This window comes from Pseudoxanthomonas sp. 68-E7, from assembly GCF_057773145.1.
On sequence record NZ_JBYMTI010000001.1, the window covers coordinates 254,188 to 273,248 of the forward strand.

Genomic DNA, 19,061 nt, shown 5'->3' on the forward strand with positions numbered 1-19,061 from the left:
GCCGTGTCGTGGCGAGGCGACGCGAACCAGGGAAGAAGAAAAGAAGACGTGCGAGGTGGACGAACGTCGTGGCCGCAATGCGGGCGGGGCGCCGCGTTGCCGCAATGTGGTGGCTTGAGGGGAGCGGACGCGGAACCGCGTGCCGGTGGTGTCAGGGTCCCGTGAGCCAGGACCGTGCGCGACTATATACCTTCATCGGCTTGGCGGAAACCGGTGTGGTCCATCCATGGAGCGCGGGTCCACCCTCAATGCCTGCGTGGCCCGTACTCCGCGTCCAGGCACTGCCGCAGCACGTCCAGCGCCTGTTCGATGTCGCCCACCGGCAGGCCGGCGTAGCCGAGGATCAGGCCGGCGCGATCGGGGGGATCCAGGTAGTAGGGTGAAATGGAGTACAGGCCCAGGCCCATGCGACGGGCGCGGTCGACGAACTGGTGGCCCTGTTCGCGGTCGCGGTGGTTGAGCCAGACGGGAATATGCATGCCGGCCTGCGTGTCGATGAAGCTGAGCCGGCCTTCGTTCATCCGGTGCAGGCCGTTCAGCAGCGCGTCGCGGCGTTCGCGCAGCGCGACCAGCGAGCGGCGCAGGTGGCGGTCGCAGGCGCCGGAAGTGATGAAGCCGGCCAGCGCGGCCTGGTCGATGGCGGAGGCGCCGAAATCCTCCATCCATTTGGCGGAAATGAAGTCCCGCCGCAATCCGCGCGGCACCACCAGGTAGCCCAGCCGCAGCGACGGGAACAAGGTCTTGGAGAACGTGCCGACGTAGATCACCCGGCCGTGCTCGTCCTGCGACTTGAGCGAGGGCAGGGAACGCGCGTCATAGCGGATCTCGCCGTCGTAGTCGTCCTCGATGATCCAGCACCTGTGGCGCGCGGCATAGTCCAGCAGCGCAGCGCGGCGTTCCGGCGGCAGCGTGCCGCCTTGCGGGAACTGGTGGGAGGGCGTGGCGTAGATGAGGCGCGGCGCGGTGGCGGGCAGGGCATCGATGATCAGGCCCTGGTCGTCCACCGGCACCGGCTGCAGCTGCGCGCCGTAGGCCTGCAGGATTACCCGGGCGGCATAGTACTGCGGTTCCTCGATGGCGACCGGATCGCCGGGGTCGAACAGCACGCGCGCGCACAGCGATACCGCCTGCTGGGTGCCGGCGACGATCACCACGTCCTCCGGGCGTGCTTCCACGCCGCGTCGCAGCACGTATTCGCAGATGGCCTGGCGCAGTTCCGGCAGGCCCTGCGCCCACGGATAGCCGGGCGAGGTGTACAGGGCGGCGTGGCCGAGTTCGCGCGCCCAGGCGGTGGTCACGGCCGGGTGCGTATAGGGCGCGCCGTACTGGAACGAGAAGCGCACGCCGGGCACGCGCTTGCCGGGCAGGTTGTCCTGGTCGTGGGCCTGGCGGGCGCGCGCGGTGAAGCGGGTCTGCGGCGGCAGCGGCGGCACGTCCACCGGCGTGGGCGCGGACCGCGCGGGCAGGGTGACATAGCTGCCCGAACCCACCCGGCCGTCGATGTAGCCTTCGATGCGCAACTGCTCGTAGGCGGCCAGCACGGTGTTTCGCGAAAGGCCCATCTGCTGGGACATGAAGCGGGTCGGCGGCAGGCGGCTGCCCTGGCGCAGCTGACCGGACGCCAGCGCCTGCTTGAGCGCGCGGGTCAGCTGCGCGTGCAGGGGACCATTTCCGTCGAGTTGCAGTTGCGTCAGCATCCGGTTCCTCCCAATGGCCCTATTAGATCCCGTGGGATTGGCCCTTGATGGAGCCATTGGCATTGTTTCAGATAGGGCCAAATTGGCAATCGGGAGATCGTGATGTCCAGTCCAAGCCAAACGCTGGCCCCGGCGCGGCCGGCCGTGCCGACGCTGTTCTGGCCGGTGATGGGCGGCACCGCCGCGGCGATGCTGGATCTGGCGGTCGCGGCCGCTTACTGGGGCGCGCGGGGCGTGGCGCCGGATCGGATTTTCCAGTCGATTGCCGCATGGCTGCTCGGGCCGGCGGCGTTCACGGGGGGCGCGGCCACGGTCGCGCTCGGCGCGGTGCTGTATGCGGGCGTGCTGTCGGGCGTGATGGGCGCCTACCGGCTGCTGGCGCGGTGGTTCCCGATCCTGCTGCATCGTCCGCTCGGCGCGGGCGCGCTGTATGGCGCATCGATGTACGGATTGATCTTCCTGGTGTTCGTGCCGCACTTCAGCGCGGCGACGCCGGCCGCGCACGCGTGGCAGTGGCATGCGATCTGCGTGGCGGCTTACGTGTCCCTGGTCGGCATTCCCGCCGCGCTGCTGGCGCGCATCCAGGCGCACTGACGATCACCATCACATCGGTGGGCGCGCCGGGCCGGGCGCCAGTCCCGCGTCGCCCGGCGCACGTGGCGCCAGCGCATAGCGCGCGCACAGCACGCCGATGATGGCGTGCATGGCGATGCTGGCGGCAACCCAGCCAACATGCCTGAAACTGGCCATGCCCGCGGCCGACAGCGGCAGCACCACGAAATTCATCAGCAGGTACAGGAACAGGCCGTAGGCCACGCCCATCGCGACCGGGCGACGCCGCAGCACGGCCACCTGCATGGCCATCTGCCGGTAGGCGGCGATGAACAGGAATATGATGGCGAAGTGCGACAGCGCGCCCACGCCCGCGGTCTGAACGCCACCAGCGAAACTCGCTTCGCCGTACCAGCCGGCGGCGATGGATTGCAGGATGCGCATCGGCGGAACGTCATGGCTGAGCCACCAGAACCCCACGGCGAACACCAGATCGGCCATTCCCGCCACCAGCGTGCCCAGGCCGACCCGCGGCCAGTTTGAAACGCGTGAATCCCCGTGATGCATTGCCGTTTCCCTCGTGATGGTGGGTAAGCGTGATCAGCAGCCGAACGCCGCTCAGGCGGCCCGTTGCGCCCGTGCCAGCGAATGCCGGCGGATGTCCGTCGGCGTGGCACCGAAGCTGGCCTTGAACGCGCGGCAGAAGGCGCTCTGGTTCTCGAAGCCCAGCCGCAGCGAGATGTCCAGGATGGATAGATCGGTCTCGCGGATGAGTTCCAGCGCACGCTGGTCGCGCAGGCGTGATGCGTATTCGAACGGTGTCTGGCCAAACACCCGGCGATGCATGCGCAGCAGGTGGCAGGGCGAGTAGCTGGCCAACCGGGCGAGCACGTCCAGGTCCAGGCGCTGGCCGGGATCGCAATGAATCGCGTGGCGGACGCGCAGCAGCCGGGTCATGGCCTGATGCCGCAGCGGTTGCGTACGGCCGGCGCAGCGCGCCAGCCGGTCGTGCAGATCCGATTGCCAGTGCGCGATGTTCTCCATCAGGGTGGCGAGGGCAGTCTCCGGCGATGCGCGCGGTCGATCGCGGGCGGTTGCCGCGAGCACGATCAGGTCATGGGCGAGCATGCGCGGAATCCGCGCCTGCCACGGCAGCAGCGGTGCTCCTTCCCGTTGCTGCGGTGGCATCTCCGGCCAGGCATGGCGTGCGCCGGTGACCACCAGCCAGCCCTGCGGCCGGGCACTGCGGCAGCGAAGCACGCCATCGCCCCATGCCTGGCCGTGACCGGACGGAAGCCGCCATTCCAGATCGCCGGATTGCAGGCAGAGGCCTCCGCGAATGGACCAGCACAGGCTCATCCATTGCGCGGGTACCACGAGGTGGCTGCCCCGGCCCTGGGCCAGGACGACGTGCAGTCCATGCGCCGGTTCGCGTTGCAGATCCAGCTGGCCGAACTGGCGCAACCGGTGCGGGATGAGTTCGATCATGGCGGCACTCTCTCGTCATGCCGGCGTGCGCGGAATGCCGCGGCGGCAACGGCCACACCCTAGGACGCGGCGGGCGTCGCACCCAGAACCAATCGGATGACGCGCGAGGAGGCCAATCGCGGTCGCGGCGGGATGCACGGAAACAAGGAAGGCCACGATTGGCGATCGTGGCCTTCGGGCCGGAGCGAGAGAGAGGTGCTTCGGCGCCTTGAATCCTGCGTAAAAACGCCGCCGGGTGTTGTGCCGTCCTCGCGCAAATCCTGTGCGCGGGTTGCGACCCATGGCGCAGATGGCGAACACCGAAGCGGACTCGTCCGGAGCGGACGCGGCGCAATGCTCAATTTCCGCACATCCCGAAAGTAAAGGGATCGTTAGCCTCCTCGCGTCAGGCGTGGGGGAGACCGGCACCTGATTCGCCGCATCACGCGACTCGCGTGATCGTGATCCTTGATCTGCAGGAGAACCAGAGAGTGCGAACCATGAGCATCCACCGGAACATGCATCGTCTTTGTCGGGGACTGAAGCGCAGCGCCCTGAGCACCGCCCTGGGCGTGTGCTTCGTCGGCGGCGCGTATGCGCAATCGAATACGTCCGGCGCCATCACCGGACGCGCGACGGCCGGTGAAACCATCACCATCACCAATCCCGCCACCGGCTTCAGCCGAAGCGTCACGGTGGGCAGCGATGGCAGCTACCGTTTCTCCGCGCTACCCACGGGCCAATACACGGTGACCAACGCCGGCGGTGTCACCCGCACGGTCAGTGTCAGCGTGGGCACCGCGACCACCGCCGATCTCGTCGCCAGCGGCGGTGGCGGGGCGACCACGCTGGATGCGGTGACCGTGGTGGGCTCCAGCGCGGTCAATCCGATCGACGTGTCCTCGGTGGAGTCCACCACCATCCTGACCGCCGAACAGATCGCGCGGATTCCGGTGGCCCGTGACGCCACCAGCGTGGCGCTGCTGGCGCCGGGCACGGTGCGCGGCGATGCGGCATTCGGCAACCTGGCCTCGTTCGGCGGTTCGTCGGTAGCCGAGAACCAGTACTACGTGAACGGTTTCAACATCACCAACACCTTCCGCGGGTTGAACTTCACCCAGGTGCCGTTCGAGGCGATTGCCGAGCAGCAGGTCAAGACCGGTGGCTACAGCGCCGAGTTCGGGCGCTCGCTGGGCGGCGTGCTCAACCAGATCACCAAGCGCGGAAGCAACGAGTTCCATGCCGGCGCCAACGTGTTCTACGAGCCCAAGTCGCTGCGCGAGGAAACCAGGAACGTCCACTATTCCAATCCGCTGGTGCCCGGCAGCCTGGGACAGGTGCAGGAAGACAATGCGCGCGATCGGGAATGGCAGGCCACCGCCTCGGTCTGGGCCAGCGGCGCGCTGATCAAGGACCGGCTGTTCGCCTACGGTCTGGTCCAGTACCAGCGCGAGGAAGCCGATACCTGGAACAGCGTGATCGCCAGCACCAATACCAGCGCGGTCACCAAGACGCCGAACTGGGTGGTCAAGCTGGACTGGCAGATCACCGACGACCATCTGCTGGAATTCACCGGCATTTCCGACAAGCGGGAAGTCGAGACCTCGGTGTACGGAAATACCGTGGGCCGGCTGGACCGGCAGGCGCTGATCGGCACCAATTTCCAGGAGGCCGGCGGCGACAACTACATCCTCAAGTACACCGGGTACCTCACCGACAATTTCACCCTGTCGGCGCTGGCCGGCCTGGGCAAGTCCTCGCGCGCCCAGCATCTGCGCACCGCCGACGGGCAGGATGTCCGCTACGGCGGCAACCTTGAACAGCCCGCCAGCGGTTGCCCGCTGATCGTGGACGCGCGCCCGCAGTACCGTCGCGACCTGACCAGTGGCGGACTGCCCTACGTCAGCACCTGCAACATCACCGGCGGCGCCATCCAGGCCGCCAACAACGAGGACACCCGGCATCAGTTCCGGGTGGATGCGGAATGGCAACTGGCGACCCACCGCCTGCAGTTCGGTATCGACATCGACAATTACGAGTCGGTGGCCGGCACCTCGATCGAAGGCGGCCGGACCTGGCGTTATGCGACCAACAACGGCACGGACGGGCAGCCGGAGACGGGCGACGAGTACGACGTCGTGCGCGAGCAGATCGTCAACCAGGGCTCGTCCAACGAAATCAAGCAGCGTGCCTTCTACCTCCAGGACAGCTGGAACGTCACCGACACCTTCATCGCCTACCTGGGCCTGCGCTGGGATACCTTCGACAACCGCGACGGCTTCGGCAACAGCTTCGTCAAGGTCGAGAACCAGTTGGGTCCGCGGCTGGGCTTCTCCTGGGACGTCAACGGCGATTCCACCCTGAAGATCTTCGGCAATGCCGGCCGCTACGCGCTGCCGCTGACCGCCGACGTGGCCACGCGCGGCGCCTCGGCCTCGGTGTTCACCCGCCAGGAGTTCCGCTTCACCAGTGTCGATCCGATCACCGGAGCGCCCGCCGGGCTGACGCCGGAAGGCGACCTGACCTACATCAACGGTGAATTCGGCGAACCGAAGAATCCGCTGACCATCGCGGCCAAGGACCTGGACCCGATGTACCAGGACGAGTTCATCCTGGGCTTCCAGGCCGCGTTGACCGAACACCTGAATCTCGGTGTGCGCGGCATCTACCGCAAGCTGAAGGCGGCCATCGACGACAACTGCGACTACACCGCCATCCTGGAATCGGCGGGTTTCCACCTGGACGAGGAAGACGGCTGGCTGGATGCGCAGGGCCGCGCCGCGGCACTGCCGGGCGCGGGATTCCCGTACTGCCGCATCTTCAATCCCGGCAAGGACGCGGTGTTCATGACCGATCTGTACGGCGACGGCAACCTCACCCCGGTGCGGGTGGAAGGCTCGCGCCTGTCGCCGGAAGCCAAACGCTCCTACAGTGCCATCGAACTGTTCATGGACGGCAGTTGGGACAGGTTCTTCTTCCAGGGTTCCTATACCTATGGCCGCAGCCGGGGCAATACCGAGGGCGGGGTGAAGTCCGACATCGGCCAGGCGAACACCAATACGACCCAGGACTTCGACTACATCGAACTGACCACGGATACCTTCGGCTATCTGCCCAACGACCGCCGCCACAGCCTGAAGCTGTTCGGCAACTACGAGTTCAACGAGGAATGGTCGATCGGCGCCAACCTGGTGCTGCAGTCCGGGCGCCCGCTCAACTGCTTCGGCGTGTATGCGCCCTGGCCGAGCCGATCCGGGTTCCATCCCTATGGTTCCTCGTTCATGCGCTGCGGCACCACTGAGGCCGGCCAGGCTCTGGGGCCGGACGGCAATCCGGCCAATCCGGTGCAGGCCTTCCCGCGCGGCACCAAGGGACGCCTGCCGTGGACGCGGCAGTTGGATCTCAACCTGCGCTACGCGCCGGCGTGGGCGAAGGGGTTGCAGTTCAAGGTAGACGTGTTCAACGTATTCAACGAACAGAAGGTCACGTCAGTCAGCGAAGGCGCCGAGGACGGATCCACCGGCATCCCGCTGGATACCTATCTGTTGCCGCTCTCGTTCCAGGCACCGCGTTCGGTGCGCTTCATGGTCCAGTACGACTTCTGATCGGGTGCAAGGCGGAAAAGCATGGCCGTCCGCGGACGGCCATGCGGCGTGCCGCCCGCGATCAGGCGGGCGAGTGGGCCTGGATGGATTGGATCTCCAGGTGGACGCGCGGTGAGCATCGTCGGGCGTGGCGTCATGCGGTCATGGCGTGGCCAGCGTGTCGAGAATCCGTCCCTGCGCATCCACCACGAAGCGCGCGCGACGGCCGTCGTGGTAGAAACTCACGCGCCAGGTGCCTTCGTCCTCGCCGGTGCCGCGCTCGCACAGGACGGTGATCTTCTCGGCGTCCATCAGTTGGCGGAATGCGGCCACGTCCAGGTTCAGTGCGCGCGCGACCGCGGCGCCGTCCACTTCGATGGGCGGCGTGTTGCGGCTGGAGTGGAAAGACAGGGGCAGGGTGGTCATGGCGCGGCTCCGGAGACGATGCATTGTCGCCCGGAGTCGATGTCGCGGGTCTTGACCTGCATCAAGACCGGACTAGCCGTGTTTGTGGCGTGGTCGTGGGAGTCCAGGAGAGCGCGAATCGTCGGCGTCCTCGCGCTGCACGCCCACCCCGTGCGTATACACCAGGGTGCCGCCCAGCCAGCCGGTGGCGCACAGGGCGAGGAAGCCGGCGATGCCCAGGGCCAATGCGAGGGTGTCGGGTGCATGCAGGGTCTTGCCGTGCACGCGCAGCATCAGGCTGGCGGTGTAGCAGCTCCAGGTGATGACCGCCATCAGCAGATGGCGGTTGGCGACGCGCAGGGCGGGGCTGTCGTTGGGAATCTTGATCAGCTCGACGAATCCCGCCGCCATGGTGGCGAGCGCGCTGACCGCGCCAATCAGCAGCAGGCCACCGGCGAAGCGCCAGGCCGGTTCGCCCCACCAGCGGCTGCCGACATCGGCGAGCGTCGCCAGCGTCCAGCAGGCGATGGGGAAATGGACCAGCGCGGGATGCAGCGGGTGTTTCATACGGCCAGCACGGCGCTCAGCAGGGTGAGGAAGCCGACCACGGCGACGCCGGCATGCACGAACACCACCGCCTTGGGCGCGACCCGGCCGCGCAGGTGGATCGAGGCCAAGAAGAATCCGCCCAGCGCGGCGAGGATCAGGATGGCGAGGGCGGCGGTGGCGCGCGCGGGCGCGTCGCCCTGCACGACGGTGAGAATCAGCAGGATCAGCCCGCTCGCGCCGAGCAGCGCGTGCAGTATGGAAATCGTCCAGGGCGCGAGATGGCCACGCAGTACGCGGCTGGCCAGGACGAGGCCGCCGACGGCGGCGATGGCGAAGACGATCAGGGCGGCGGTCAGCATGGTGGTCTCCTAGCGGGTGGTGGGCGAGCCATCGGCATCGCCGGAAGCGGATGGTCCCGGCGGCGACGCCTCCAGCCGCTTCAACACTTCGTCGGTCATGCGATCGCAGCGGGAGCCGAGGAAGGGAAAGGCATCGGTGAGCGTCGTCGCCAGGGTGTCCTGCAGGGCCGCGCGCAGTTGCCGGCGCGCACGGTACAGGCGGGTTTTCACGGTTTCCTCGCGCAGGTCGAGCGCGGCGGCGGTTTCCTCCACCGTGCACTCCTCGATTTCGCGCAGGACGAACACGATGCGGAACGGTTCGGGCAGTGCGTCGATGGCGTGTTCGACCAGGACGCGGATCTGCGCGCGGGTGGCGGTCGCGGCGGGATCCTCGTGGCCGAAACGGGAAGGGAACATCACCACGCGATCCTCGTGTTGTGCGGCTTCGATCTGATCCACGTCCACCGTGGCCCGGCGCTGGCGCAGGCGCCCGTAGGCGGCATTGAGCACGATGCGGGTCAGCCAGGTGAGCAGCGAGGCCTCGCCACGAAAGCCGTCGATCTTTTCGTAGGCGTGCACATAGGCTTCCTGGACGACGTCCTCGGCTTCGGCGTCGTCGTTGACCACGCCGCGCGCGACCCGGAACAGGCGCTGGTTGCAGCGCCGCATCACCTGGCGGAAGGCTTCGCGGTCGCCGCGCCGCACCCAGCCAACCAGGGCGGCATCGTCGAGGGCGGCGTAGTCCAGCGCCAGCGGGGTATGAACAGGGCTCATGAAATCTCCTCTCTTACCCATCGGATGCACGAGTGGCCGCGAGGTTCCCGCGCCGTGGCGGCACCCGTGGAAAACGGGTTGGGGCGGGGAGTGGGGACACCCTGCGCCCGCGGGGCGGATGGCGGCGTGGAGGCGTGAAGACGGTGCCGCTAAAGCGGCTCGCCCAGGTACAGCGTATGGCCCTGGTCGTCCTGGAGGATGGCCTCGCGGGTGTTCCAGGGCGTCTCGTGCACGTCCTTGACCAGCGGCACGCCGCGGGCCTTGAGCCCGGCGACGAACGCGGCCACGTCCCCGGTTTCCAGATACAGGTGGAAGTGGCCGCCGTCCTCCACCCAGGCGATGGACGGGTCGGGTTCGTCCACCTGTTTGAGATGGAAGACCTGCGCGCCGGCGCGGATGCCGACGTAGAAGTCCGCATAGTGGAACGCGACCTGGAAACCCAGGATGTCGACATAGAAACGGAGCGATGCGCGCAGGTCGGTGGTGCGCAGCTGCGGGATGACGCCAGTGATGGGCATGTTCGCCTCCGGAGGCCGCCTGGCCATCGAGGTGGAAACGGTGGGGCCGGGGCTTACCCTACACCTGGAATCGCTTCGCAGGGGGGGGCCGCCGATGCGCCTTCCGATGACGCATACTGCGGCGCCGGTCCGGCCCCCTGGAAGGAAGTCCTCGTGAAAGCGTGTCTTCGTCGCCTTGCCGTTGCCTCCCTGCTGATGCTGCCGTTTCCCCTGTTCGCCGCCGACGCCGCGCCGCGGCCGGAACTGCGGTTGTGGCGGCTGGACTGCGGGCAGCTGTGGACCTACAACCTGGACGAGTTGTCGGATACCCGCGCCTATGTGGGCCAGAGCAAACTGTTCGTCGGCAGTTGCTACCTCATCCGGCATGGCGACGAGTACCTGCTGTGGGACACCGGCCTTTCGCGCGAATACCTGGGCAAGCCGCTGGTTCGCGGCAAGGAGGATTCCACCGCGCTTTCCACGACGGTGGTGGAGCAGTTGGCGCGAATCGGGGTGAAACCCGCGCAGATTTCCAGGGTGGGCATCAGCCACTACCACTTCGACCATATCGGGCAGGCTGCGGAGTTCCCGCAGGCGACCCTGCTGATCGGTGCCGGCGATTACGCGGTGCTGGGCACGCCGGGCCACGAGGCGCGGACCAAGCAGTTCATGCCCTGGTTGGGCAAGGACGCCAAGGTGGAGAAGGTGCGTGGCGATCTCGACGTGTTCGGCGACGGCAGCGTGGTGATGCTGGACCTGCCCGGGCACACGCCGGGCCATCATGGCCTGCTGGTGAACCTGTCCAAGCGTGGGCCGGTATTGCTGTCCGGTGACGTGGTGCATCTGCACGAGAATCTCGATACCCATGGCGTGCCCTCGTTCAACACCGGTCGCGCGCAGTCGCTGGCCTCGATGGACCGCTTCGCCGAACTGGCGAAGAATCTCAAGGCGACGGTGATCATCCAGCACGAGGAAGCGGATGTGGGGAAGCTGCCGGTGTTTCCGGAGGGGGCGGAGTAAGGGTCTTTTCCTGGCGGGATGGCGCCGGGTGCAGAATGGGTCCCAGCCTGCTGGGACGACGGGATGCGGGACTGGATTAATTCGGAGAGATGCACGACTGGGTGCGCTCTTTTTCGTCGTCATCCCGGCGAAGGCCGGGATCCATCGTGATGTTGCTTTGAGCCAGCGCGTGCGGCTCGGAAGGTGGTTGTTCCCACGTTGCCGGCGGTCGCCTCGCGCGCGGTAATGCTCTCGGTATCCACAGATGGAACGTTTGCCGCGAAGCGACTGGGGTTCGTGTCGCCGATGGGGATTTTTGGTACGGGACATCCGTGTACCGACCCGAAAGGCGGTACGTCGTGCGTGATGCCCTGCGGGTTTTCAGATCGACGCCATCGCTGCGGAGGGGAGACCTCGGGAAGTGGCAGCAAAGTCTATGGTCTTGTCTTTGTCGGGCGCTGACGCGCGACGATGGCGTCGGTTATCACAGATGGTGCGCTTGCCGCGGGGCCTTACTTTCTTTGCTTGTGCAAAGAAAGTAAGCAAAGAAAGCACACCCCGGTCCTCGCGCCCCAACGGCTTTGCCGTTGGGGTTCGTGTCGCCGGTGGGAATTTTGGGACGGCACATCCCTGTGCCGACCCAAAACGCCGCGCGTCGTGCGCGGCGCCCTTCGGGTTTACCCACCGTCGCCACCGCTGCGGATGGGGCCCCTACAAAGCAAGAACAAAAGCCAAGGCCAAGGCCAGGGCAGCCAGTCCCGGCCGCAGGCTTCTGCTCTGCCGTTGCTGTTGCCCTGCTTTTGCTTTGGCCTTTCGGGCCCCCGTTCAGGCGTGGCAAGCGGGCCGGGTAAAACCCGCAGGGCGGCGCACAGGGATGTGCGCCGTTTCTGGCAGGGGCAGGATGCCCCTTCCGGAAATTCCCGGACCGATTGCGGACCCGGAGCGAAGCGCAGGGCACGCCGCCAGGGGTGTGTTTCTTTGGTTCCTTTCTTTGCACAAGCAAAGAAAGGGACGCCCCGCGGCGAGCGCACCATCTGTGAATACCAATAACAACACCGCGCAAGCGCCTCAACAACCAGAAGCGTACGGGTCCAGAAACAACCCCTGCGCGGGCTATTGGAACCTGTGCAAGGACGATGGGAAGATGGCCATCCGCCCTCCCTGGAATTCCGGGAAACCATCACAAGGAATGACATGCTGCCCAAACTTCCCGCCGCCTTGATCACCCTCCTCGCCATCCCCCCCGCCTTTGCCAACGACAAAACCCTCGAAGGCGCCTGGGAACTCCAGGGCGGCGAGTACGTCACCGAGGACGGGCAGACGAAGGACTATGCGGAAATGAAGTTCAACGGCCAGAAAGTGCTGGCCGATGGAAGGTTCTCCTTCACCATGCAGACCGGCGACAAGTTCTGGGCGGGCGGTGCGGGACGGTACGAAGCCGAAGGCGGTCAATACACCGAGAGGCTGGCGCAGCGGTCATTCGCAGCCGAGAACGGCGGCACGTATTCGTTCCGGTATCGCGTGGAAGGCGATGTGTGGCGCCTGGAGCGGTGGAAGGACGGCAAGCGGGTCGAATTCGAGGAGTGGAAGAAAGTCCGGCCCTGAGCGGAGGCGGCGTATCACCGCCTCCCTGCGCCTGAATCAGGTGTCGCTGTCCGGTTCGGCGGGCACGTGTTTGCGCGCTCCTGACGTGTGCGTTCCTGCCATGTGCGTTCCCGCCATGCTCGCGAACACGCCGTCACGGCGCACCCAGGCGTGGTACAGCGCCGCCGACAGATGCAGCAGCACGGTGGCGAACAGCAGGCGGGCACCCCAGCCGTGGGCGTCGCGCAGCCAGGCGTAGAGGGCAGGGTCCGGCGCCAGCAACGGTGGCAACTGCACGCCGCCGAACAGCACGATGGGATAGTTGCCCGCCGACAGCATGGCCCAGCCGATCAGCGGCATTGCCAGCATCAACGCATACAGCAGCCAGTGCGAGGCCAGCGCGGCGAAGGCCTGCCAGCGGGGAAGATCGTCCGGTAACGGGGGCGGGCGATGGCGCAGGCGATGGACCAGCCGCCAGATCGCCAGCAGCAGGATGGCCGCGCCCAGGGGGCGATGCAGCGCGATCAACCAGGGACGCTCGGACACCGAGGCGACCATGGCCACGCCGATGAACAGCATCGCCAGGATCATCAGTGCCATCGTCCAGTGCAGCACCCGCGCGATGATGTCGAAGGAGGCGGGGCGGTTCATCGCGCACCTCCCTTGCCGATGGCTTCGGGTGCCTGTCCGCGGCCGATTTCGCGCTCGCGGCGGTTGAACGACTGCGAATACACCGCCGAGCGCGCGGCCAGGATGGGGTCGTCCGAGGCGCGAATGCCGGTGGGCAGGATCAGCGGGTCGTAGTTGATGTCGCGGCAGGCGCCGGTGGCCTGTGGCTGCGCGGCGGTCAGCGACAGCGTACCGGCCACGATCTGCGCACGGCTGTCCGGCCAGGGTTGCGAAGGATCGTTGACCGGGTCGCCGGGTGCGGCCAGGGTCAGCACCAGATCCCACTGCAGGGGGCCCTGCGCCAGCCTTTGCGCCAGGTCTTCGGCGAGGAAGTCGGCGTCGGCCTGTTCGCGTTGCCGCGGGCTCAACGGCGCGAATGCCAGGTGTGGCCGCATCGACCAGCGCACGGCCTGTTCGTGACCGTCCGCGGCGATGAAGCGGAAGGCGTTGACGCCGTTGTACCGGGTGTTGCCCCAGCTGTTGGACCACGGTGCCGACTTGGCCCAGGCCAGGAACTTGCGCGCTTCCGGGTACTGCGCCACGAACGCCGCCATGCGCGCGGGGTCGGGTTTGCCGGTGGCCGGATCCGGCCGCGAGGCGAGCGTCTGCGCGTGGAAGCCCTGCGGGGTGGCGACGACGAAGAACGGAAAACTGTTCATCGCCATCCGCCATTGCTGGCCGTCGTCGCTGCGCAGCAGCAGCGCCATGCTGCGCACGCGTGCCTGCGCGTCGACGCCGTGCGGGTCACCCCCGCCGATCGACATCCGGCCCAGTACCGGCGTTTCCGCCTGGCGGAATACACGCGCCGAGGAGAGTGCGGCGGCCTGGCCGGAACTGCGGAACACGCCCGTGACGCACACGCCTTTGGCATGGGCGCGGCGGAAGCCCGGATGCGCTGGGCCATTGGCTTCGATGGCATTGGTCATGGCGGAGGCGGTCAGGCGGGAAGCGCCGCCCAGCCAGCCGGCGGTCCAGGCGAACGCGGCCGCCAGCGCGGCGGCGATCGCGCCGATGGCCAGCAAGGGCCATCCGCGGCGTCCGCCGGTGCGGGGAGAAGGGGATGAAGGGGGGCTCACGGTGGGCTCCTGGCGATGGGACTGGGAATAAGACGCCCCGGGCGGCCGGTTTATTCCCGCCACTCCTTGCGCATGCGGATGGAATAATCCGGGCATCGGGTGCGTCTTACGCCAGGACCCGTGCCGAAACGATGACGATGGATGCTTCCGACGACCCGCGCCTGAGCGCGCTCCTGCCCCGGCTGCGGCGCTTCGCGCGCTCGCTGGCTGGCGATGGCGCGGACGACATCGTGCAGGCGGCGCTGGAGCGCGCGCTGCGGCGCTGGGATTCGCGTCGCGACGACGAGGCCCTGCAGGCCTGGCTGTTCGCGATCGTCTATCGCCAGTTCGTGACCGAACACCGGCGCGCGCGACGCTGGCAGCGGGTGATGGAGCTGTTTGGCGCCGAACCCGTGGACCCGTCGCCCTCGCCCGAGCGCATCCATGAGGGGCAGGCGGTGCTGGCCGCGTTCGCGCGGTTGCCGCCGGATCATCGCGCGCTACTGCTGCTGGTCAGCGTGGAAGGTTTCAGTTATCGCGAGGCGGCGGACATGCTTGGCCTGCCCATTGGCACGGTGATGTCGCGGCTGTCGCGCGCGCGCGAAAGGCTGCGCGCGCTGACCGATGACACCCCGTCGCCCCGCACCCTGAGGGTACTCAAATGAATCGCTGGTCTCCCACCGAAGAAGAATTGCACGCCTACGTCGATGGACGCCTGGCCGCGGAGCGCCACGAGATGGTGCGGCAATGGCTGCGCGGACAGCCCGGGCAGGCGGCGCGGATCGAGGCGTGGAAGCACGATGCGGAAGCACTGCGCGCAGGCTGGGCCCGGGATCTGGAGCCGGCCGTGCCGGCCGCGTTGCAGCCGCATCGCCTGCGCGCGCAATTGCGCCGCAGGCGCCGCGCCCGCCTGGGCATTGCCGCCAGTTGCCTGCTGGCGCTGGGGGTGGGCGGCATCGCCGGTTGGCAGTGGCGCGACATGCGCTTGATGAAGGAGCAACTGCCGATGGCAGACGCGGTGGCCGCGTATCGCCTGTTCGCCAGCGACGGCGGGGCGGTCGCGGGCGACATCGCGCCGGCAGCATTGAAGCCATGGCTGCGCACGCATTTCGGCGCGGCCGGAGAGATGCCGGATCTGAGCGCGCAGGGCTTCCGTTTGCAGGCGGGGCGCCTGTTGTCCACGACGGAAGGCGCGGCGGCGATGCTGGTTTACGAGGATGCGCACGGTGCGCGCATCGGCCTGTATCTGCGGCCGCGCACGCCACGCAACACCACGGGCGAACGTCGCGACGGCCGGTTGCTGGCGCAGTACTGGGCCGAAGGCGATACCGCGTTCGCGCTGGTCGGCCCGGCCACGCAGGGCAGGATGCGCGAGATCGCGCCGCTGCTGCGGGGCGGTTGATCCGGGGGATGTTGCTGCTGGGACCTGGCGAAAAGCAAATCTCCCGTGGTCCCCCTTTTTCAAACGGGGCCGATGCCTGCCTGGCGCGATGGCATGTGGAAGCCAGGTGCCGCCCCTTGGGGCGGTTACCCCAAAGTGCGTACTTGTGCGATGGCGAGCGGGCTCCCAAGAATGCCGCTCCCCACCCGATGCGGCGAACCGCACAAGGACACCTGCATGACCCATGTACTCCACGTCAGTGCCTCGCCCGGCGGCGAGGGTTCCCGTTCGAAAGCGCTGGCAAACGCATTCCTCGACGCCTGGAAAAACGCGCATCCCGACGACACGCATGAAACGGTGGATGTCTGGAATCTGGACCTGCCCGAGTTCGACGCGTCGATGATCGCCGCCAAGTTCGCGGTGCTGCGCGCGCAGGACGCCACCCCGGAACAGCAGGCGCAGTGGGATCGCGCGGTGCAGGTCTCGCGGCAGTTCAACGCCGCCGACGTCTACGTCTTCAGCGTGCCGATGTGGAACTACGGCCTGCCGTACCGGCTCAAGCACTACATCGACATCGTGACCCTGCCCGGGCAGAACTGGCGCTGGTCGCGCGGCGAAGGCTACCAGCCGCTGCTGGGCGGCAAGCGCGCCTTCCTGATGTATTCCAGCGCGGGCGATTTCTCCGAAGGTGCGGTCACCCAGTACGAGGATTTCCAGAAGCCCTACCTGCGCCAATGGTTGCGCTTCCTCGGCATCGAACCGGCAGGCGAGATCGCATTGGCACCTACCTTGACCGACCCGGATCATCTTGCGCGGGTGCGCGAGGATGCCATCGCGCGGGCACGGGTGCTTGCGACCCGGTCGTGAACCGGGCGCAAGCGGACGTGGCCGTGCTATTCCTCCTCTTCTTCCGCCGGTTCGCGATCGCGCCGGGGATCGGGTTGCGGGGCGGGATCTTCACGCCCGGCCAGCGGCCGGGACTGCGGGTTCGCGTTCATGGGCTGGCTCCGGTGACGCGCGGCGGTCGCCGCGCGCAGCAACGCTGCGCCGGGTGCCATGAAAATCCCGTGACCTGGAGACATCCGCCGCCTCATGTTCTCGTAACCGGATGCTGCCTACGGTGGCCAAGTCCGCAACGAGAGGAGGAAATCCGATGATCATCGAAGAGATCATGACCCGCGACGTGGCGACCATCCGTCCGGAGCAGTCCCTGCTCGACGCCGCCGAACTCATGCGCAGCCGGGACGTGGGCAGCCTGCCCGTGCACGAGAACGACCGGTTGATCGGCATGATCACCGACCGCGACATCGTGGTGCGCGGCCTGACCGACAAGGACATCACCGGCAAGACGGTGCGCGACGTCATGTCCGAGGAAGTCATGTACTGCCGCGCTGGCGATCAAGTGGAGTCGGTTGCCACCAACATGGCCGATCTGGAGATGCGGCGCTTGCCGGTGGTGGACGAAAACAAGCGCCTGGTCGGTATCGTGTCGCTGGCCAACATGATGCATTCCAAGCGTACCGCCGCGCAGACCATGGGGCGCGGGGTGGCCACGCCGCACTGAGGTCCCCCGCCCGCGATGGCGGACGGAAAACGGTGGAACCCGCGACCGGCGGCGCCGGACGGTGCGGCCGGTTCCGTGCCTATTGCATGCACCACCATGCGCCGAGCACCAGCGCGAGCAGCGAAACCATGGCGAACAGGCTGAGAACGGCGGATCGAAGCGTGCGAAGACGATAACGCATCACGGGCAGCTCCATCGGGAAGCTGCACGGAGGCTCCGGGATCACGGTTGGATTGCACCGAGTGCCCGGCGAGGGTAGCGCGGTGCGTGTGAAGGCGAGTTTCCCTGTTTGTCCCGGTACGGGAGTACTGCCGGTGCGGGAGGCGAACTGATAGGCTCTGTGCTCCTGGGAAAGCTGGAATGGATGATGAAATCGGCTCCGCGCATGGTTGCGAGCCTGTTGTTGCCGCTGGGCCTGGTGGCTTGCCTGCATGCAGTGACGGATGCAGGGTCGGGCATGGCGGGTTCGCCACAACTCCCCGATTGGCTGCGCGCGAAGATAACCGACTACGAACGCCAGCCGGCGCGGCAGGCGCCCAGCACGATCTGGCGAATCACCCACCAGGGCCAGCCGGCGTACTACCTGGTGTCACCCTGCTGCGATCAGTTCAATCCACTGCTGGATGCCAACGGCAGGGAAATCTGCAGTCCGTCCGGCGGCTTCACCGGTGCCGGCGATGGAAAGTGCCCGCGGCCGATGGATGCGGGTACCGATGCGGTCCGGCTGTGGGCACACCCGGAACAACAGGATCCACCCACGACGCCCCCGGGCCTGGGCGCTCCGTGAAGCGTCCCCGGCCATCGGCGAGCGCGCCACGATGGGCTGGACTAAGATAGCTCGCAGCCTGTTTCTTCCCCGGGTCCCGTCATGGTCCATGCGTTCCTGGCTTCCGTCCTGATCTTCGCCGCCGTGGTGATGCTGCATGTCCAGCACAGCCGGGCCGGTGATCGGCTCCTGCAGCGATCTTTCGACGGGCTAACCTTTCCGGCCGAGACCGGGACGCTGCGGGTGGCCGATATCACCGTGGTCAAGCGGGTGACCCACGATGTCTCGCGCCACAGCGATCATGCGCCATTGGCGGCCCTCTGGTATTGCGTCGGCCCGGGCCCGAGCTATTACGTGGCGGTCGCGCAGTACGTGCGCAACGGTTGGCGGAGCGGACGCTACGACTGGGTCGTGCGCCCGCTCGATGCGGAGCGGATGCGCGGCGAGCTGGGCAGCGATCAGGAAGCCCTCCACGCGGCATTCGGGGATCACGTGGAAGGCGTGCTGCGCGCCTGAGCGCGGAGGGCTGGTCTCAGGCGGCCTGCGCATCGCGGTGCTTGAGCACGCGATCGATCAATCCCCATTCCATGGCCTCGTCGGCACTCATGTAGTGGTCGCGGTCCAGCGTGCGCTCCACTTCCGCGCAGCTGCGTCCGCAGTGCTCGGCGTACAGGCGGATCACGCGCTCCTTGGTTTTCCGCATCTCCTCGGCGTGGATGAAGATGTCCGAGGCCTGGCCCTGGAAGCCGCCCAGTGGCTGGTGCACATGCAGGCTGGCGTTGGCCAGCGCCTTGCGCTCGCCGGGTTCGCCGGCCATCAGCAGGAAGGATCCCATCGATCGCGCCGTCCCCATGCACAGCGTATGCACCGGCGCCTTGATGTATTGCATGGTGTCGTACATCGCCAGTCCGGCGGTGATCAAGCCGCCCGGCGAATTGATGTAGAGATGGATGGGCTTGTCCGGGTTCTCCGCTTCTAGGAACAGCAGTTGCGCGCACACCAGCGCGGAGACGGTGTCGTTGACCTCGCCATTGAGGAAGATGATCCGTTCGCGCAGCAGGCGCGAATAGATGTCGAAGGAACGTTCTCCCCGGCTCGACTGTTCGAGGACCATGGGGACGAGCTGCATCGTTTCGCGCATGCGCGAACTCCTGGTTTCCGGACGGTGGAGGGAACGCAC

At 67.2% G+C, this 19,061-nt stretch carries 21 protein-coding genes; 10 read left to right on the plus strand and 11 right to left on the minus strand.

The genetic code is table 11. The features are described 5' to 3' along the window. Positions 1-245 precede the first annotated feature (245 nt). A complete protein-coding gene (gene pdxR / locus AC3DE2_RS01190; RefSeq protein ID WP_295379857.1) occupies positions 246-1,697 on the minus strand; it encodes a MocR-like pyridoxine biosynthesis transcription factor PdxR in 1,452 nt (483 codons plus the stop codon). A gap of 102 nt (positions 1,698-1,799) precedes the next feature. Between pdxR and AC3DE2_RS01195 the strand changes: the two genes are divergently transcribed. Then, positions 1,800-2,291 (plus strand): hypothetical protein, encoded by a 492-nt coding sequence (locus AC3DE2_RS01195; protein WP_488424706.1) that lies wholly within the window; start codon positions 1,800-1,802, stop codon positions 2,289-2,291. Positions 2,292-2,300: 9 nt separating this feature from the next. On the opposite strand, the gene AC3DE2_RS01200 is transcribed toward AC3DE2_RS01195, so the two are convergent. Continuing rightward, positions 2,301-2,816: a hypothetical protein gene (locus tag AC3DE2_RS01200; protein WP_295379852.1), complete on the minus strand. Its 516-nt coding sequence runs from the start codon at positions 2,814-2,816 to the stop codon at positions 2,301-2,303. A gap of 51 nt (positions 2,817-2,867) precedes the next feature. Continuing rightward, positions 2,868-3,737 carry a helix-turn-helix transcriptional regulator gene (locus tag AC3DE2_RS01205; RefSeq protein ID WP_488424707.1) on the minus strand — a complete coding sequence of 290 codons (870 nt, stop codon included), beginning with the start codon at positions 3,735-3,737 and terminating at the stop codon, positions 2,868-2,870. 479 nt (positions 3,738-4,216) lie between these two features. On the opposite strand from AC3DE2_RS01205, the gene AC3DE2_RS01210 reads away from it, so the two are divergent. Then, the gene (locus tag AC3DE2_RS01210; protein WP_488424708.1) at positions 4,217-7,321 is read left to right on the plus strand and encodes a TonB-dependent receptor; all 3,105 of its coding nucleotides are present in this window, start codon (positions 4,217-4,219) and stop codon (positions 7,319-7,321) included. 141 nt (positions 7,322-7,462) lie between these two features. Here AC3DE2_RS01210 and AC3DE2_RS01215 read toward each other — a convergent pair whose 3' ends face one another. From AC3DE2_RS01215 to AC3DE2_RS01235, 5 genes are all read right to left on the minus strand, one after another. Further along, positions 7,463-7,726: a DUF6522 family protein gene (locus AC3DE2_RS01215; RefSeq protein WP_488424709.1), complete on the minus strand. Its 264-nt coding sequence runs from the start codon at positions 7,724-7,726 to the stop codon at positions 7,463-7,465. 72 nt (positions 7,727-7,798) lie between these two features. Continuing rightward, positions 7,799-8,272 carry a DUF2231 domain-containing protein gene (locus tag AC3DE2_RS01220; protein WP_295379844.1) on the minus strand — a complete coding sequence of 158 codons (474 nt, stop codon included), beginning with the start codon at positions 8,270-8,272 and terminating at the stop codon, positions 7,799-7,801. After that, a complete protein-coding gene (locus AC3DE2_RS01225; RefSeq protein WP_488424710.1) occupies positions 8,269-8,613 on the minus strand; it encodes a hypothetical protein in 345 nt (114 codons plus the stop codon). The genes AC3DE2_RS01220 and AC3DE2_RS01225 overlap by 4 nt, the downstream gene beginning before the upstream one ends. A 9-nt stretch (positions 8,614-8,622) precedes the next feature. Next, a complete protein-coding gene (locus AC3DE2_RS01230) occupies positions 8,623-9,366 on the minus strand; it encodes an RNA polymerase sigma factor (protein ID WP_488424712.1) in 744 nt (247 codons plus the stop codon). Positions 9,367-9,515: 149 nt separating this feature from the next. After that, positions 9,516-9,884: a VOC family protein gene (locus AC3DE2_RS01235; RefSeq protein WP_295379837.1), complete on the minus strand. Its 369-nt coding sequence runs from the start codon at positions 9,882-9,884 to the stop codon at positions 9,516-9,518. Positions 9,885-10,037: 153 nt separating this feature from the next. Here AC3DE2_RS01235 and AC3DE2_RS01240 point away from each other — a divergent pair, with 153 nt between their 5' ends. Together AC3DE2_RS01240 and AC3DE2_RS01245 are read left to right on the plus strand one after the other, a co-directional pair. Continuing rightward, positions 10,038-10,883 carry an N-acyl homoserine lactonase family protein gene (locus AC3DE2_RS01240; RefSeq protein WP_488424714.1) on the plus strand — a complete coding sequence of 282 codons (846 nt, stop codon included), beginning with the start codon at positions 10,038-10,040 and terminating at the stop codon, positions 10,881-10,883. A gap of 1,173 nt (positions 10,884-12,056) precedes the next feature. Then, a complete protein-coding gene (locus AC3DE2_RS01245; protein WP_295374506.1) occupies positions 12,057-12,467 on the plus strand; it encodes a hypothetical protein in 411 nt (136 codons plus the stop codon). 36 nt (positions 12,468-12,503) lie between these two features. On the opposite strand, the gene AC3DE2_RS01250 is transcribed toward AC3DE2_RS01245, so the two are convergent. Together AC3DE2_RS01250 and AC3DE2_RS01255 are read right to left on the minus strand one after the other, a co-directional pair. Beyond that, the gene (locus AC3DE2_RS01250) at positions 12,504-13,097 is read right to left on the minus strand and encodes a cytochrome b (protein WP_488424715.1); all 594 of its coding nucleotides are present in this window, start codon (positions 13,095-13,097) and stop codon (positions 12,504-12,506) included. Then, positions 13,094-14,191 (minus strand): catalase family peroxidase, encoded by a 1,098-nt coding sequence (locus AC3DE2_RS01255; protein WP_488424717.1) that lies wholly within the window; start codon positions 14,189-14,191, stop codon positions 13,094-13,096. Before AC3DE2_RS01255 ends, AC3DE2_RS01250 begins: the two co-directional genes overlap by 4 nt. 137 nt (positions 14,192-14,328) lie before the next feature. On the opposite strand from AC3DE2_RS01255, the gene AC3DE2_RS01260 reads away from it, so the two are divergent. The 6 genes from AC3DE2_RS01260 to AC3DE2_RS01285 all read left to right on the plus strand — a co-directional run bounded on the left by AC3DE2_RS01260 (position 14,329) and on the right by AC3DE2_RS01285 (position 18,397). Beyond that, on the plus strand, positions 14,329-14,835 hold the full coding sequence (locus AC3DE2_RS01260) for an RNA polymerase sigma factor (protein ID WP_488424719.1): 507 nt from the start codon (positions 14,329-14,331) through the stop codon (positions 14,833-14,835). After that, positions 14,832-15,572, plus strand: coding sequence for an anti-sigma factor family protein (locus tag AC3DE2_RS01265; RefSeq protein WP_488424721.1), 741 nt, complete (start codon positions 14,832-14,834; stop codon positions 15,570-15,572). The genes AC3DE2_RS01260 and AC3DE2_RS01265 overlap by 4 nt, the downstream gene beginning before the upstream one ends. A gap of 216 nt (positions 15,573-15,788) precedes the next feature. Next, positions 15,789-16,418, plus strand: a complete 630-nt coding sequence (locus AC3DE2_RS01270) for an FMN-dependent NADH-azoreductase (RefSeq protein ID WP_488424722.1) — start codon at positions 15,789-15,791, stop codon at positions 16,416-16,418. 286 nt (positions 16,419-16,704) lie between these two features. Next, positions 16,705-17,115 (plus strand): CBS domain-containing protein, encoded by a 411-nt coding sequence (locus AC3DE2_RS01275; protein WP_295376370.1) that lies wholly within the window; start codon positions 16,705-16,707, stop codon positions 17,113-17,115. A 367-nt stretch (positions 17,116-17,482) separates the two neighbouring features. Continuing rightward, positions 17,483-17,902 (plus strand): DUF6970 domain-containing protein, encoded by a 420-nt coding sequence (locus AC3DE2_RS01280; protein WP_295376372.1) that lies wholly within the window; start codon positions 17,483-17,485, stop codon positions 17,900-17,902. A gap of 81 nt (positions 17,903-17,983) precedes the next feature. After that, positions 17,984-18,397: a hypothetical protein gene (locus AC3DE2_RS01285; RefSeq protein ID WP_295376375.1), complete on the plus strand. Its 414-nt coding sequence runs from the start codon at positions 17,984-17,986 to the stop codon at positions 18,395-18,397. Positions 18,398-18,413: 16 nt separating this feature from the next. Here AC3DE2_RS01285 and AC3DE2_RS01290 read toward each other — a convergent pair whose 3' ends face one another. Further along, a complete protein-coding gene (locus AC3DE2_RS01290) occupies positions 18,414-19,022 on the minus strand; it encodes an ATP-dependent Clp protease proteolytic subunit (protein WP_295376376.1) in 609 nt (202 codons plus the stop codon). Positions 19,023-19,061: the final 39 nt, after the last annotated feature.